Origin of the sequence: Microbacterium sp. LMI13-1-1.1, assembly GCF_040815625.1 — a bacterium.
GTDB lineage: Bacteria > Actinomycetota > Actinomycetes > Actinomycetales > Microbacteriaceae > Microbacterium > Microbacterium forte.
Genome location: NZ_JBFPNL010000001.1, coordinates 1,145,787 through 1,160,673, shown reverse-complemented (window position 1 = coordinate 1,160,673; position 14,887 = coordinate 1,145,787). Strand labels below are relative to the sequence as shown.

The following is a 14,887-nucleotide window of genomic DNA, read 5'->3' as shown; positions in this document are numbered from 1 at the left end:
AGGGTCGCGACATGACAATCGCCGAGCATTGGATCGCGTCGTCGTGGGGCGCCCCTGACACATGGGAGTTCGTCGAGTACGAGGTCTCACCCCCGGGCCGCGGGGAGGTCACGATCCGGGTGCACGCGGCCGGCGTGAATCCGGCGGACGCCAAGCATGTCGCGTCCGCCCGCTCCGGGGCGCAGCTCCCGGTTCCGATCGGCTACGAGGTCTCCGGACGCATCAGCGCGCTCGGGCCGGACACCCGTATCGGGTCCGGTGACGCGGCCGTGGGCGACGAGGTCGTCGCTTTCCGGGTGCGCGGGGGCTATGCGACCGAGCTGACCGTCCCCGCCGAGAAGGTCTTCGCGAAGCCGACCACGCTCACTCACCCGGAGGCGGCGAACCTGCTGCTGGCCGGAACCACGGCGGCCGAGATGCTCTGGGTCACGGGCTCTGCCCCGGGCGAGACGATTCTGCTCCACGGCGCATCAGGTGCGGTCGGGGTGAGCGTGCTTCAGCAGGCGGCGCTCCGCGGCATCCGCGTGATCGGCACCGCGAGTGCGAAGAGATTCGACGTCGTCGAGCGCTTCGGCGGCATCCCCGTCACCTACGGCCCGGGGCTGGCTGACCGCGTGAGAGCGGCAGCGGCCGGCGGCGCGGTGGTCGCGGCGCTCGACGCCGTCGGTACCGATGAAGCCATCGATGTGTCCCTCGAACTGGTCGACGAACGTCGTCGCATCGTGACGATCGCCGCGGCCCAGAGGGCCGGCGCCGACGGCATCCAGGTGATCGCAGGATCCATGCCTGAGAGCGCCCGGTTCCGCGACGACATCCGTGCCGAGCTGGTCGCGCTCGCGCAGAACGGCGACCTCGTCGTCCCCATGGCGCGCACCTTCCCGCTCGACGAGGCGCCTGCTGCACTGCGGTTGCTCTCCGGCGGTCACCCCGGCGGCAAGCTCGCGCTGATCCCGTCGTCCTAGTCGATCTGGCGCAGAGCCGACGTCACGAGGACGACTCCGTCGCCGTATGCCTCATCGACGGCATCCTGCAGCGTGCCGTCGTCCCAGACGACGCTGACCCAGACATAGCCGCGCTCGGTCCAGAGGGTCAGGGCATCGCGTCCCAGTGACGTCGACAGGTCATCCTGTACTCGCATCAGGTCGGCCTCGGAGCTCGTGCCGTCGACACCGTTCGCCGGGTCTTCCGGGCGGACGGGATCGTAGAGCGCGAGCATGATGGGCGGGTCGGTGACGGTGTACCGCTCGCCGTCGAAGGTGCCGTAGACGGCATAGGTGCCCCACGTCGTGTCTCCGCTGATCTCGCTGCCGTCGACCCCCTCCCACGTCCAGCCATCGAGCGGGATCCCCGTGCACTGAGGCGGGTAGGACTCGGCGACGGCACCGAGACACAGCTGTGCCTCGCCGGCGACGTCGAGAACCGTGCCCGTGCCGATGACGCGGCCCTCCGGCGGTGCCGCGTTCGCGGCATCCCACGTGGGCGATCCCGAGCTCGTGGGCGCGGGGGAGGAGCCGGTGCCGGCGGTGCACGCGGCGAGGCCGAGTGCCCCCACGAGTGCGACGACGGCGAGAAGCATGCGACTGCGCGATGTGCCCATGTCTGACAGTGTCTCGTGTCGGTGGATCGTCTCAGCAGCGAGTCGGACGACTTCCGGATCCCTGCTACCATGGCCGCATGCCTTTCGGCGGTCTGCTTCTTCTTAGCTGCCGCGACGAGTCCTAAAGCTAGGGCCTTCCTCGTCGCGGCGCTTGTGTTGGCCCGTTCACATTTCTGACGAAGAGAAGAAGCCCCATCATGCAGAACACTCAGCGCCCGTCCGCGATGCCGATCCACAAGTACCGGCCGTACCACGAGCAGATCACGGTCAACCTGCCCGACCGCACCTGGCCTGACGCCCGGATCACCGAAGCTCCTCGCTGGTGCGCGGTCGATCTCCGCGACGGAAACCAGGCGCTCATCGACCCGATGTCGCCCGAGCGCAAGCGCGTCATGTTCGAACTGCTCGTCAGCATGGGCTACAAGGAGATCGAGGTCGGGTTCCCCTCGGCCAGCCAGACCGATTTCGACTTCGTCCGTCAGCTCATCGAAGAGAACCTGATCCCCGACGACGTGACGATCCAGGTGCTGACGCAGGCTCGCGAGCACCTGATCGCGCGCACCTACGAGTCGATCGCCGGCGCGAAGCAGGCCATCGTGCACCTCTACAACTCGACCAGCGTGCTGCAGCGTGAGGTCGTGTTCCGCACCGACAAGCAGGGCATCATCGATATCGCGCTCGAGGGTGCACGTCTGTGCCGTCAGTACGAGAAGACGATCCCTGACACCAAGGTCTACTACGAGTACTCGCCCGAGAGCTACACCGGCACCGAGCTCGAGTTCGCGGTCGATGTCTGCAACCAGGTGATCGAGGTCTTCGAGCCGACTCCCGACCGCAAGGTGATCATCAACCTCCCCGCCACTGTCGAGATGGCCTCGCCGAATGTCTACGCCGACTCGATCGAGTGGATGAGCCGCAACCTCGCACACCGCGAGAACGTCATCCTCTCGCTGCACCCCCACAACGACCGCGGAACCGCGATCGCCGCCGCCGAGCTCGGATACATGGCCGGCGCCGACCGCATCGAAGGCTGCCTGTTCGGCAACGGCGAGCGCACCGGCAACGTCGACATCGTGGCGCTGGGCATCAACCTGTTCACGCAGGGCATCGACCCGCAGATCGACTTCAGCGACATCGACCAGGTCAAGCGCACGGTCGAGTACTGCAACCAGCTGCCGGTGCCTGAGCGCAGCCCGTGGGCCGGCGACCTGGTCTTCACGGCGTTCAGCGGATCGCACCAGGATGCGATCAAGAAGGGCTTCGAGGCGATGGCCGCCCGGGCCGAGGCCGAGGGCGTCACGGTCGACGACATCGAGTGGGCCGTGCCGTACCTGCCCGTCGACCCGAAGGATCTCGGCCGTTCGTACGAGGCCGTGATCCGCGTCAACTCGCAGTCCGGCAAGGGCGGCGTCGCCTACCTGCTCAAGGCCGACCACGCGATCGACCTGCCCCGCAAGCTGCAGATCGAGTTCTCGGGTGTCGTCCAGACCAAGACCGATGCCGAGGGCGGCGAGGTCACGAGCGAGCAGATCTGGTCGATCTTCAACGACGAGTACCTGCCGGCGGCCGATGAGGCAGCCAAGTGGGGTCGCTTCGAGCTGCTGGCCACGCAGACCCGCAGCGACATGTCAGGAGATGTGGTGCTCGACGTCGTGCTCCGGGACGACGACCAGCAGGTGGCCGTCGCCGGCAACGGCAACGGTCCGGTCGCCGCGTTCGTCGAGGTGCTCCGCGGACAGGGCTTCGACATCACGGTCTACGACTACGTCGAGCACGCTCTCAGCGCCGGTGGCGATGCGCAGGCCGCTGCCTACGTCGAACTGCAGGTCGGCGACCAGCGCCTGTGGGGTGTCGGCATCGACGGTGACATCTCGACGGCGTCGCTCAAGGCGATCGTCTCCGGCGTGAACCGCTCGATCCGCACGCGTCACCAGGAGCTCGCAGCCGTCTGATCCTCGGCTCGAGTGGGCACCTGCTGCCGGTATGCGTGCGTGATACCGGCAGCAGGTGCCATCTCTGTGTGAGGGGATCACCTCGACCTGACACCGGCGGTCGGAATACGGGTTCGATTCTGACCGGAGGCGCCCACTCGACGGCGGCGCAGCAGACGGGCGTCAGTCCGCGCTCGGCTTGACGACCTGGATGACTCCGGTCTCAGCGGCGACCTTGCGACGGTAGAGCCGCCTCTGCTCGGGCAGGGACACGTCGAAGCTCACGGCGAGCACGCGGATGACAGCGGTGACGATGATGCCCAGCACGGCGGCGAGGGTGATCGACATCCCCAGGCTGTTCGCGGTCGCGATGAAGACGCATCCGGCACCGGCCGCGACGGCGTAGAGCGAGCCGACGTGCATGATCGACGTCGGGAGTCCCATGAGCATGTCTCGCAGCACACCGCCTCCGACGGCCGCGCAGACGCCGATGAAGACGGCGGGCACGGGAGGGATGCCGAACGCGATCGCCTTGCTCGTGCCGAACGCACCGAACATGCCGATCACGACGGCGTCGAGCACCACGATCACGGTGTTCAGTCGATTGAAGAGTCCCGCGAGCAGCATCCCCAAAAGTGACGCGCCCGTGGCCGTGAGCAGATACCAGTTGCTCTGCAGCGTCGCGGGCGTCTGGCCGAGAAGGATGTCGCGGATGAGGCCGCCCCCCATGCCGATCATGATCCCGATGATCGCGACGCCGAGCCAGTCGAGGCGTCGCTGGCCTTGGAATCCCGAGGCGAACATCGCGCCCTGGACACCGCCGAGGCCCACGCCGAGCAGGTCCGCCCAGAGCGGAATGATAAAGAGCGGTTCGGTCACGCCTCTATTCTCCTGCACGGAGGATAATCGAACGGTGCCCACCTACCGAGACGAAGCGGTGATCCTGCGCACCCACAAGCTGGGTGAGGCCGATCGCATCGTCACCATGCTCTCTCGGCGACACGGCAAGATCCGCGCAGTCGCGAAGGGCGTGCGACGCACGTCGTCGAAGTTCGGGTCGCGTCTCGAGCCGTTCATGGTCGCCGATGTGCAGCTCTATCAGGGGCGCACTCTCGACATCGTCCAGCAGGCCGAGTCGCTCGGCTCGTACGGATCCGACATCGCGGCCCACTACGACCGATTCACCTCTGCGAACGCGATGGTCGAGACTGCCGACCGGCTCAGCGACTCCGAGGCGACGCCCGATCAGTACCTCCTGCTGGTCGGTGGGCTGCGTGCGCTGTCTCGGGGCGAGCATTCGCCCCGCAGCATCCTCGACTCCTATCTGCTTCGGGTCATGGCGCTGTCGGGGTGGGCTCCGTCGCTCGGCGACTGCGCGCGATGCGCCACCCCGGGGCCTCACGCGCATTTCGTCGGGCAGCTCGGCGGGGCCGTCTGCCCGAACTGCGCGCCGGCGGGCAGCCCGAAGGTCGCAGAGAAGACCCTGTCGCTGCTGCGGTCGCTCATGGCCGGTGAATGGGAAGCGATCGACGCTGCTCCGCACGCCGACAACGCCGCAGCATCCGGCCTCGTCGCCGCCTACGCCCAATGGCATCTGGAGCGCGGCATCCGCTCACTCGAGCACCTGGTGGCCGACATCCCCCGAGAAGGAGCACGGTGAGTCCCAAGCCCTACACGCACAAGGATGCCGTCGCGTATCGCCCCCTCGACTGGACGGGCGTCTATCCGCCGAGCTTCCGATCGGTTCCTGAGCATGTCGCGATCGTCATGGACGGCAACGGTCGCTGGGCCAACCGTCGGGGACTCAGCCGCGTCGAAGGGCACAAGGCAGGGGAGGAGGTGCTTCTCGACGTCGTCGCCGGCGCGATCCAGGCCGGCGTGAAGCACCTCTCCGTCTACGCGTTCTCCACCGAGAACTGGGCGCGCTCTCCTGACGAGGTGCGCTTTCTCATGGGATACAACCGAGATGTCCTGCATCGCAGACGCGATCAGCTCAACGAGTGGGGCGTGAGAGTCCGATGGGCCGGGCGCAAGCCACGGTTGTGGGGCAGCGTCATCAAGGAGCTGCAGTACGCCGAGCAGCTGACCAAGAACAACGACGTCCTCACACTCACCATGTGCGTGAACTACGGCGGCCGCATCGAGCTCGTCGACGCGATGCGCTCGATCGCCGCCGATGTCGCGGCCGGTCGGGTCAAGCCGAACGCGATCTCCGAGAAGATGATCCGTCGCAACCTCTACGTGCCTGACATGCCGGACGTCGACCTGTTCCTGCGCAGCTCGGGGGAGCAGCGCACCTCGAACTTCCTGCTGTGGCAGGCGGCGTATGCCGAGATGGTGTTCCTCGACACTCTCTGGCCAGATTTCTCGCGAGAAGAGCTGTGGCGCGCGATCGGGGTCTATCTGTCGCGTGACCGTCGCTTCGGTGGAGCGATCGACGCGCCTGACGCCTCTGCCTGAGCGCGCAGCCATCTCTCCGTCTCGCGGGGATGCCGCAGCCGCACGATCGTGAGGTGCGGGAATCGTTCCTGCTTCTCAGGCATCTGAGTCGTCCAGAACATCCGCGTCTTCGACTGCCAGGAGAGGATGTTGCGCTCCGCATCCCGCGTGGCCAACAGATGCCAGATGGGTTTCTCGACGTTCCCGTTGTACATCTCCGTTCGCAGGATGCTGCGGCTGAGAGTGCGTCGGACAAGCCGGCCGCGGACGACCGGCCAGGGATAGTCGAGCCAGACAGCCAGCTGCGCGCGAGGCGTCATGATCTCGTCGGTGCCCTTGCTCGTGTACTGCCACTCGGTGACCCAGCGGTCCGTGGCGGCGAACTCGCGGACGTCGTCGAGGAAGGAGGGACGCGGGGTCCAGTTCTCGCCGTGGAACAGGCCGTCGATCTCGATGTGTCGAAGCTGCCACAGCTCGGCAACGCGCCGCGCGAGCGTCGTCTTGCCCGACCCGGTGACGCCCGCGATCAGAACGCGCGCAGGTCGGAACGGCAGCGGATCGACGGCGGAGAGCATCTGAGAATCCTAACGACGGAATAGCCCATAGGTGCATACGGTTGGATGTCAGTGTGAGTGAAGCCATCTCGATTGACATCTGGTCCGACATCGCCTGCCCCTGGTGCTACATCGGCAAGCGCAACCTCGAGAAGGGACTCGAAGCCGTCGCCGGCGACGAAGACGCCCCGCAGGTGAACATCACCTTCCACTCGTTCGAGCTGTCGCCCGACACTCCCGTCGACTTCGACGGCGATGAGATCGACTTCCTCGCGGGTCACAAGGGGATGCCGCGCGAGCAGGTCGAGCAGATGCTCTCGCACGTCACCGGCGTCGCCGAGAACGCCGGTCTCGCGTACCGCTTCGACCTGCTGCAGCACACCAACACGGTCAAGGCGCACGAGCTGCTGCACTTCGCGAAGGCGCACGGACTGCAGCACGAGATGGAAGAGCGGCTCATGTCCGCGTACTTCACCGAGGGCAAGCACGTCGGCCGCATCGACGACCTGGTCGAGCTCGCCGTCGAGGTGGGGCTCCACCCCGATGACACCCGCGAGGCCCTCGTCTCCGCCCGTCACCTTGCGGATGTCCGACAGGACCAGGCGCAGGCTCAGGCCTACGGCATCCAGGGCGTACCGTTCTTCGTGATCGACGGGCAGTACGGCATCAGTGGCGCGCAGCCGCCTGCCGCATTCGAGAACGTACTGCGCGACCTCTGGGCCAAGCGCGGCGACGCCGAGGCCGAGCCCGAGGCCGCAGCCGTCTAGCGGGTCAGCGCGGCTTCGATCGCGCCGACGATCTCGGGGTCGTTCGGCTTCTGCTTCGGGCGGAACCGGACGACCTCGCCGTCGGGCAGAACGAGGAACTTCTCGAAGTTCCACTCGACGCGGCCGGCCTTGCCTCCGGCATCCGGAGTCTCCTTCAACGTCTTGTAGAGGTCGGTGGCGTTCTTGCCGTTGACCTTCACCTTGTCGTTGATGGGGAACGTCACCCCGTAGGTGGTGGAGCAGAACTCGAGGATCTGATCGACCGAACCGGGCTCCTGACCGAAGAACTGATTGCACGGGAACCCGACGACGCTGAACCCGCGGTCGCCGTACAGACGCTGCAGTTCTTCGAGCTGCTCGTACTGCGGAGTGAGCCCGCATTTCGAGGCGACATTCACGACGAGCACCACGTCGGCGCCGAGATCGTCGATCGTCTTCTCGTTGCCGTCGGCGTCGATGAAGGGGATGGAACGCACTGCGGGATCGGTCATATTCACAGCTTAGATCGGTGCGCCGATACCGGCTCCGGGTCTGGGAGAATGGAGGGGATATGACTGTCGCCACCGCATCCGCTCGCACCCTCAACATCGGCCCGATCGCTCTCGACGTGCCGGTCGTGCTCGCACCCATGGCGGGCATCACCAACACCGCGTTCCGTCGCCTCTGCCGCGAGTACGGTGCGGGGCTTTATGTGAGCGAGATGATCACGTCGCGGGCGCTGGTCGAGCGCAACGAGACGACGATGCGGCTGATCCGCCATCACGAGTCCGAGACCCCGCGGTCTATCCAGCTCTACGGCGTCGATCCGCACACCATCTCCGAGGCCGTCCGGATCATCGTCGCCGAAGATCACGCCGACCACATCGACCTGAACTTCGGATGCCCGGTGCCCAAGGTCACGCGCAAGGGCGGGGGAGCAGCCCTGCCGTGGAAGAGCTCCCTGTTCTCGCAGATCGTGACGCAGGCGGTCAAGGCAGCGGGCGACGTGCCGCTGACCATCAAGATGCGCAAGGGCATCGACCCCGACCACCTCACCTTCCTCGATGCGGGTCGCGCCGCCGAAGATGCGGGTGTCTCGGCGATCGCGCTGCACGCACGCACGGCGAGCGAGTTCTACTCCGGCTTCGCCGACTGGAACGCGATCGGCGAGCTCAAGCAGGCCGTCACGAGCGTTCCGGTGCTCGGCAACGGCGACATCTGGTCGGCCGACGATGCCGTGCGCATGATGCAGCAGACCGATTGCGACGGAGTCGTCGTCGGTCGCGGATGCCTCGGCCGGCCGTGGCTCTTCGGCGAACTCGCCGCGGCCTTCGGTGCGGAGTCGCACCCCGTCGATGCGACCCTCGGCTTCGTGGCCGATGCGTTCCGTCGTCATGCAGAACTCCTCGTCGAGTTCTTCGAGGACGAGGATCGAGGATGCCGCGACGTCCGCAAGCACGTCGCCTGGTACTTCAAGGGCTACCCGGTGGGCGGCGACATCCGCACCGGGCTCGCGACGGCATCCAGCCTGGCTGAGATCGACGAGCTGCTCGGTCAGCTCGACCACACGGCGCCGTATCCCGGTGCGGATGCCGAGGGCCAGCGCGGTCGGTCCGGACGCCCGAAGCGACCGGCGCTGCCGGACAAGTGGCTGGAGTCGCGCGAGCTCGCGGCATCGGCATCCGAGATGATGCGAGGGGCGGAGATCGAGAACAGTGGCGGCTGATCCTCAGGCACACCCGGCGCGCGGTCGCTCGGACGGATACGACCCGCGCGATGCCGAGCGATTCTTCGCCGAGACCCATCGATCCGAACGCGACGATTTCGCCCGCGATCGCGCGCGCGTGCTGCACTCCGCGGCGCTTCGACGCCTGGCGGCCAAGACACAGGTGCTCAGCCCCGCGAGCACAGCGGACTTCGCCCGCAACCGTCTGACGCACTCGCTCGAGGTCGCTCAGGTCGGACGCGAACTCGCGACCGCGCTGGGAGTCTCGGCCGATGTCGTCGACACCGCCTGTCTCAGCCACGACCTCGGACACCCTCCGTTCGGTCACAACGGCGAGCGTGCGCTCAACGAATGGGCAGAGCCGATCGGCGGTTTCGAAGGCAACGCGCAGTCCCTGCGCATTCTGACCCGGCTCGAGGCCAAGGCGATCGACGACAACGGGCAGTCGGTCGGCCTCAACCTGACCAGGGCGAGCCTCGACGCGACCTGCAAGTACCCGTGGACCGTCGACAGTCCGGTTCCTGACCCGGGCGGACGCCTCAAGTTCGGTGTGTATCCCGAGGACGAGGCCGTGTTCCGCTGGATGCGCGACGGCGTTCCCGGGCGTCGACGCTGCATCGAGGCCGAGATCATGGATCTGTCCGACGACATCGGCTACTCCGTGCACGACTTCGAGGATGCGATCCTCAACGGCTACGTCGACGTCTCCCAACTCGCCGATCCGCAGGCGCACGATGCGCTGATCGATCGCATCCAGCAGTGGGTGGGTTACGACTTCACGCGCGACGAGCTCGCCGACGCGCTCTACCGGCTGGCATCGCAGCCCATGTGGCTGCAGTCCTTCGACCGGTCGCGGCGAGATCTCGCTCGACTCAAGAACCTCACGAGCGACTTCATCGGTCGCTTCGCGCGGGCAGCCGTCTCGGCCACGCGCGAGGCGTATGCCGGCCCTGCACTCGTGCGCTACAACGCGCACGTCGTCGTGCCGCGCGTCATCGAGGCCGAGATCGCCGTTCTCAAGGGCATCATGGGGCAGGCGATCGTCACCATCGAGGCCCGCAAGGGCGTCTACAAGGAACAGCGCCGTGTGCTCAAGAGACTCGCCGACGCGCTGTGGTCCACAGACACCCTCTGGTCGGCAGGCGCGGATGTGCTCGAGCCCGCCTTCTCCGCCGACTTCGTCGCCGCGACGACGGATGCCGAACGCGCACGCGTGATCGTCGATCAGATCGCGAGTCTGACGGATCAGAGCGCCATCGACTGGCACAACAGGCTGGTCGGCGAGATCGACCCCGCAGAGGTCGGCATCTGGACGCCACGACACGCGCGACCGGGTGCGCGGGAGCACACGCCGCGGCAGGCGGTCGTCGAAGGGGCCGGCTGATGCCCCGCATCCGCCAGGCCGACGTCGACGAGGTCAAGGCGCGCATCAACATCGCAGACATCGTCGGGGAGCGCGTCGCGCTCAAGTCCGCAGGCGTCGGCTCGCTCAAGGGCCTGTGCCCTTTCCACGACGAGAAGAGTCCGAGCTTCCACGTGCGGCCGCAGGTCGGCTACTACCACTGCTTCGGATGCGGAGAGTCCGGCGACGTCTACTCGTTCCTCCGCGAGATGGACCACGTCAGCTTCACCGAGGCCGTCGAGCGTCTCGCAGGCCGCATCGGATACTCACTGCACTACGAAGACGGCGGGTCGGCTCCGGAGACGAGTGGGCGCAGCCGTCTGTACGCCGCCAACACCGCTGCCGCGGAGTACTTCCGGGCGCAGCTGCTCACCGCCGACGCCGAGGCAGGACGACGTTTTCTCGGCGAGCGAGGATTCGACGCGGGTGCCGCCGCGCATTTCGGTGTCGGCTTCGCACCGCGCGGGTGGGACAAGATGCTGAAGGCTCTCACCGCGCAGGGGTTCACCCGCGACGAGCTGAGTGCCGCCGGTCTGGTGTCGACGGGGCAGCGCGGCGTCTACGACCGTTTCCGCGGTCGCCTCGTCTGGCCGATCCGCGACGTGTCCGGTCAGACCATCGGATTCGGCGCGCGCAAGCTGTTCGACGACGATCAGGGCCCGAAGTACCTGAACACCCCCGAGACCCCGATCTACAAGAAGGCGCAGGTGCTGTACGGGCTCGACCTCGCCAAGCGCGACATCTCGCGGGGTGACCCTCGTCGGGTGGTGGTGGTCGAGGGGTACACCGACGTCATGGCCTGCCACCTCGCGGGCCTCACGACCGCGATCGCGACCTGCGGCACCGCGTTCGGAACCGATCACATCAAGGTGCTGCGTCGCGTCATGGGGGACGACAACGCCTCGGGAGAGGTCGTCTTCACGTTCGACGGCGATGAGGCAGGCCAGAAGGCGGCTCTTCGGGCCTTCACCGAGGACGACCGCTTCAACGCCCAGACGTTCGTCGCGGTGGCGCCCGACGGGCTCGACCCGTGCGACCTCAGGCTGCAGCGCGGCGATGCCGCCGTGCGCTCGCTGATGGAGACGAAGCAGCCGATGTTCGAGTTCGCGATCGACAGGAAGCTCAGCGGCTTCGACCTCACGACGGTCGAAGGTCGTGTCGGCGCTCTTCGCGCGGCAGCGCCGATCGTCGCCGAGATCCGCGATCGGCTGCTGCGACCCGGTTATGAGCGCGTGCTGGCTCGGCGCCTGGGTATGGACCCCACCGAGGTGCGCAACGAGGTCGAGCGTGCCGCCCGAGGGGGATCGCAGTCGTCGAGACACGAGCCGACCAGGCGCGAGAGTGCGAGTGACTCCGCATCCGGTGTTCCAGGGGTGACTCCGGTCACCCTCGCGAGCCTGCCGCGCACTGCCGATGCCGCCGTGGAGCGCGACGCTCTGATGGGCGCGCTTCAGTACGGACATCAGATCGATCAGGCGTTGCTCACGCGGGCCCTCAGTGCGCCGTTCCGCACACCGGGGCTGGACGCCGTGCGCGAGGCCGTCGCATCCGCGCCTGATCGGACTCGAGCCGGATGGGTGACGGACACCGTGAACTCGGTGCGGGAGCCCTACCGATCGCTCGCGGGCGAACTGCTGATGACCCCCTTCCCGGCGCGCAACGAAGAGGGCGCCGTCGCTTCGACGACCGACCTGGCCAAGCGACTCATCATGCGCATTCTGGAACATGAGAAGCAGGAGCTCCTCGGAGCGGTGCAGCGGGTTCCCGCGGATTCCGACGGCGGGCGTGCTCTGCGCATGCGCCTTCGCGACATCGACGTCGAGCGTCAGCGGTTCGCCGAGTCGTAACGGCGGCAGTCAGGCGCGGCAGGGCAGGATGGAGGAATGTTCTCTCGGCCCGAATCGACCAATGCGATCGACAGCTCAGATCTGGTGATCGACCGCATCGGGCACAGCGGCCCGACCCGCGCCATCGACGGGGTCAGCTTCTCGCTCGCGCCGGGCGAGCTCATCTGCGTCGCGGGTCCGACCGGTTCGGGCAAGTCCACCCTGGTCGCCGCCCTGGCGGGTTCGACCGACCCGTCCGTGCGCGTCGTGGGCGGCAGTGCGCAGGTCTGTGGAGTCGACATCCGCCGCCCGGGGCGCAAGCATCGCCTGCTCACCTATCGCACGGGCTTCGTGCCGCAGGGGGCCGGTGCCGACCTCCCTCCGCAGCTCACGGTCAACGAGGTCATCGCCGAGCCGATCCTGATCCGTGAGAAGCGGGTCAACACCAAAGCCCTGTCCATCCGAGTCGCGACGCTTCTCGACGAGCTGCACCTGCCTCTCGGAACAGCCTCGAAGTTCCCGTATGAGCTCAGCGCCGGAATGCGCCAGCGCGTCGCGATCGCCCGGTCGTTCGTTCTCGAGCCCCGGGTGCTCATCGCCGACGAGATCCTCGCGAACCTCGACCTCGAGGTGCGACCGGTGGTCTTCGACGCGATCACCCGCCGCCGCAAAGAGCAGGGGATGGGTGCGCTGCTGGTCACGAACGACGCCGATTTCATCCGCGAGCTCAACGCCGAGACCCTGATGCTGCGCGGTGGTCATGTGGTTGCCCGCGGCGTCGGCAAGGACCTGCTGTGGGCTCCCAATGCCGAGGCGGATTCCGGGCACTGACGGGGTCGCCGGCGACACGCCCGACCTGCGGCCGGTGTCACGAGCAGGGTCCGGAGTTTGCTAGGATTGACGAGTTGCCCGCGCAGCGGAGCACATTCCTCGGTAGCTCAATTGGCAGAGCAGCCGGCTGTTAACCGGCAGGTTCTTGGTTCGAGTCCAAGCCGGGGAGCAATCCCCCTCCAGGCGAGGTCCCTCCATCGTGAGGGGCCTCGCCTGTTTCGAGCCAGGCCAGCGGAAAACCCGTACGCATAGCGATCGCCATCAGATCGCGCCTACGCGGGATCGTGTGGCCGTTGATCCAGTTGCCGACCGTGTTGCGGTTCACGTCGAGCGCCTTCGCAAGCTCGGTGACTCCAACGTCGGCTACTCGCATCGCGCGCCGGATGCGGTCAGCAGCATCGAACTCGTAACGTTCAGCGTTCATGGGTTGCATCGACATAGCTCGATCTTGGCACCTATGCCGCAACTTATGCAACACGCCGCGCGGATGGGCAATGCCTAAGTTTGCCAGTCGATTGGGCAATGCTAAGTCACATGGCAAAGCTCATCGGATCGGCTGAAGCAGCGATTATCCTCGGCATCGACCGCAGCGTATTGCTGCGCCGGGTGACCTCAGGTGCGATCGTGCCCGTGCAGAAGCTCCCCGCCGCGACAGGCGCGTACCTGTTCGACGGCGACGAGATCGAGCAGATGGCCTCGGTCGAGTCGTGAAGTGCCTCTGCTACCACTACGTGAGCACCAAGCGGCTCATGGCCGACCCCGAGGCAGTCGAGACGTGCAGTAACTGCGGGGCATCCGTTCGCATCACATGGCGTACCGACGAGCACGGCACCAAGTGGAACCGGTATGAATACTCCGGCCGGGACGGGGTTCTCTGGTGAGCATCGAATCAGTAGCGATCGCCCTGCACCACTCACGCGCCACGGGCTCGGCCAAGCTCGTGCTGATCGGCATCGCCAACCATGACGGTGACGGCGGCGCGTGGCCCTCGATCGACACTCTCGCGAAGTATGCCGGCGTCGCTCCGCGCAACGTGCAGATGGCTATCAAGAAGCTCGAAGCGCTCCACGAGGTGCGACGGTTCGTGCAGGCCGGCGGTGACCACCGTATAGCCGATCACCAGCGCCCCAACAGGTATCAGTTCCTGCTCAAGTGCCCCCTCGACTGTGACCGTTCGAGCAGCCACCGCACCCGCTATCAGGTGTCCTCAGAACTCCCGATTGAAGAGTTATCCACACGGGTGACGCAGGCGTCACCCGGTGACGCTGGCGTCAGGGGAGGGGTGACGCAGGCGTCACCCAAACCATCCCTTAACCATCCCAATACCACTGAGAAGAAAACTCACGTTGGTAACCGCGCGAGTTCCGGCGCGTGCGGTCACCCCCTGATCGATGACCGCCACTGCGAGCGCGGCTGCGCTCCCTCTCAGGTACTCAAGGAGATCGCATGACCACCCACGCCCCCAATCGTCTCGCCGGCCTCGGAGATCGCGTAGCGCTCTCAGATCAGCTCTGGGACGCATCCGACGCATTCACCATCGAAGCGCAGCTCTGGAACGGCAAAGCTCGGCAGGACTGCCAGCGCAGCGCCGACCAGCTCGCGCACACCGCGCGCTGCATCCTCCGCGGAACGATCACCATTCCCGAGGCAGAAGCGTTCACCGAAGCATCGAGGAAGGCGCTCGGCCGAGTCGCCGGGGCACGTCGCCTTCGCGATGCGCTCAGAGCGCCGCAGACGCGACAGAACGGCGCGACCGATGCATGACTACATCCCGACGCTGATCGGCCTCCCACTAGCCGCCCTGTTCGCTACGTGGGAATGGCGGCTTCAGCGCC

At 66.8% G+C, this 14,887-nt stretch carries 17 protein-coding genes and 1 tRNA gene; 13 read left to right on the top strand and 5 right to left on the bottom strand.

The features are described 5' to 3' along the window. The first annotated feature begins 11 nt into the window (after positions 1–11). Positions 12–962, top strand: a complete 951-nt coding sequence (locus tag MRBLMI13_RS05710) for a quinone oxidoreductase family protein (protein ID WP_367819824.1) — start codon at positions 12–14, stop codon at positions 960–962. On the opposite strand, the gene MRBLMI13_RS05705 is transcribed toward MRBLMI13_RS05710, so the two are convergent. Continuing rightward, positions 959–1,597 (bottom strand): hypothetical protein, encoded by a 639-nt coding sequence (locus MRBLMI13_RS05705; protein ID WP_367819826.1) that lies wholly within the window; start codon positions 1,595–1,597, stop codon positions 959–961. The two genes, MRBLMI13_RS05710 and MRBLMI13_RS05705, sit on opposite strands and share 4 nt — an antisense overlap. Before the next feature lie 197 nt (positions 1,598–1,794). Between MRBLMI13_RS05705 and leuA the strand changes: the two genes are divergently transcribed. After that, on the top strand, positions 1,795–3,549 hold the full coding sequence (leuA, locus tag MRBLMI13_RS05700; protein WP_367819828.1) for a 2-isopropylmalate synthase: 1,755 nt from the start codon (positions 1,795–1,797) through the stop codon (positions 3,547–3,549). Between the two features lie 162 nt (positions 3,550–3,711). Here the strand turns inward: leuA and MRBLMI13_RS05695 are convergent, their stop codons facing one another. Further along, positions 3,712–4,407 (bottom strand): trimeric intracellular cation channel family protein, encoded by a 696-nt coding sequence (locus MRBLMI13_RS05695; protein WP_042537622.1) that lies wholly within the window; start codon positions 4,405–4,407, stop codon positions 3,712–3,714. A 34-nt stretch (positions 4,408–4,441) separates the two neighbouring features. Here MRBLMI13_RS05695 and recO point away from each other — a divergent pair, with 34 nt between their 5' ends. Next, positions 4,442–5,188 carry a DNA repair protein RecO gene (gene recO / locus MRBLMI13_RS05690; protein WP_042537620.1) on the top strand — a complete coding sequence of 249 codons (747 nt, stop codon included), beginning with the start codon at positions 4,442–4,444 and terminating at the stop codon, positions 5,186–5,188. Beyond that, entirely contained in the window at positions 5,185–5,988 is an 804-nt protein-coding gene (locus MRBLMI13_RS05685) for an isoprenyl transferase (RefSeq protein ID WP_042537618.1), read from the top strand. The genes recO and MRBLMI13_RS05685 overlap by 4 nt, the downstream gene beginning before the upstream one ends. On the opposite strand, the gene MRBLMI13_RS05680 is transcribed toward MRBLMI13_RS05685, so the two are convergent. After that, positions 5,928–6,542, bottom strand: a complete 615-nt coding sequence (locus MRBLMI13_RS05680; protein ID WP_079112952.1) for an AAA family ATPase — start codon at positions 6,540–6,542, stop codon at positions 5,928–5,930. The two genes, MRBLMI13_RS05685 and MRBLMI13_RS05680, sit on opposite strands and share 61 nt — an antisense overlap. 53 nt (positions 6,543–6,595) lie before the next feature. On the opposite strand from MRBLMI13_RS05680, the gene MRBLMI13_RS05675 reads away from it, so the two are divergent. After that, complete coding sequence (locus MRBLMI13_RS05675; protein ID WP_367819832.1) at positions 6,596–7,288, top strand: DsbA family oxidoreductase; 693 nt, start codon at positions 6,596–6,598, stop codon at positions 7,286–7,288. On the opposite strand, the gene MRBLMI13_RS05670 is transcribed toward MRBLMI13_RS05675, so the two are convergent. Then, positions 7,285–7,779 (bottom strand): glutathione peroxidase, encoded by a 495-nt coding sequence (locus tag MRBLMI13_RS05670; RefSeq protein WP_042537613.1) that lies wholly within the window; start codon positions 7,777–7,779, stop codon positions 7,285–7,287. The two genes, MRBLMI13_RS05675 and MRBLMI13_RS05670, sit on opposite strands and share 4 nt — an antisense overlap. A gap of 59 nt (positions 7,780–7,838) precedes the next feature. Here MRBLMI13_RS05670 and dusB point away from each other — a divergent pair, with 59 nt between their 5' ends. The 5 genes from dusB to MRBLMI13_RS05645 all read left to right on the top strand — a co-directional run bounded on the left by dusB (position 7,839) and on the right by MRBLMI13_RS05645 (position 13,221). Continuing rightward, positions 7,839–8,993, top strand: coding sequence for a tRNA dihydrouridine synthase DusB (gene dusB / locus MRBLMI13_RS05665; protein ID WP_042537612.1), 1,155 nt, complete (start codon positions 7,839–7,841; stop codon positions 8,991–8,993). After that, positions 8,983–10,377 carry a deoxyguanosinetriphosphate triphosphohydrolase gene (locus MRBLMI13_RS05660; protein ID WP_042537611.1) on the top strand — a complete coding sequence of 465 codons (1,395 nt, stop codon included), beginning with the start codon at positions 8,983–8,985 and terminating at the stop codon, positions 10,375–10,377. The genes dusB and MRBLMI13_RS05660 overlap by 11 nt, the downstream gene beginning before the upstream one ends. Continuing rightward, a complete protein-coding gene (gene dnaG / locus MRBLMI13_RS05655; RefSeq protein WP_367819835.1) occupies positions 10,377–12,242 on the top strand; it encodes a DNA primase in 1,866 nt (621 codons plus the stop codon). Before MRBLMI13_RS05660 ends, dnaG begins: the two co-directional genes overlap by 1 nt. A gap of 36 nt (positions 12,243–12,278) precedes the next feature. After that, entirely contained in the window at positions 12,279–13,052 is a 774-nt protein-coding gene (locus MRBLMI13_RS05650) for an ATP-binding cassette domain-containing protein (protein WP_042537607.1), read from the top strand. 96 nt (positions 13,053–13,148) lie between these two features. Further along, positions 13,149–13,221, top strand: a tRNA-Asn gene (locus MRBLMI13_RS05645). Here the strand turns inward: MRBLMI13_RS05645 and MRBLMI13_RS05640 are convergent. Beyond that, the gene (locus MRBLMI13_RS05640) at positions 13,183–13,476 is read right to left on the bottom strand and encodes a helix-turn-helix domain-containing protein (protein WP_367824972.1); all 294 of its coding nucleotides are present in this window, start codon (positions 13,474–13,476) and stop codon (positions 13,183–13,185) included. The two genes, MRBLMI13_RS05645 and MRBLMI13_RS05640, sit on opposite strands and share 39 nt — an antisense overlap. Before the next feature lie 110 nt (positions 13,477–13,586). Here MRBLMI13_RS05640 and MRBLMI13_RS05635 point away from each other — a divergent pair, with 110 nt between their 5' ends. The 3 genes from MRBLMI13_RS05635 to MRBLMI13_RS05625 all read left to right on the top strand — a co-directional run bounded on the left by MRBLMI13_RS05635 (position 13,587) and on the right by MRBLMI13_RS05625 (position 14,816). Further along, complete coding sequence (locus MRBLMI13_RS05635) at positions 13,587–13,763, top strand: hypothetical protein (RefSeq protein ID WP_367819838.1); 177 nt, start codon at positions 13,587–13,589, stop codon at positions 13,761–13,763. 166 nt (positions 13,764–13,929) lie between these two features. Then, entirely contained in the window at positions 13,930–14,502 is a 573-nt protein-coding gene (locus MRBLMI13_RS05630) for a helix-turn-helix domain-containing protein (protein ID WP_367819840.1), read from the top strand. Beyond that, complete coding sequence (locus MRBLMI13_RS05625; protein WP_367819842.1) at positions 14,499–14,816, top strand: hypothetical protein; 318 nt, start codon at positions 14,499–14,501, stop codon at positions 14,814–14,816. The genes MRBLMI13_RS05630 and MRBLMI13_RS05625 overlap by 4 nt, the downstream gene beginning before the upstream one ends. Positions 14,817–14,887 lie beyond the last annotated feature (71 nt).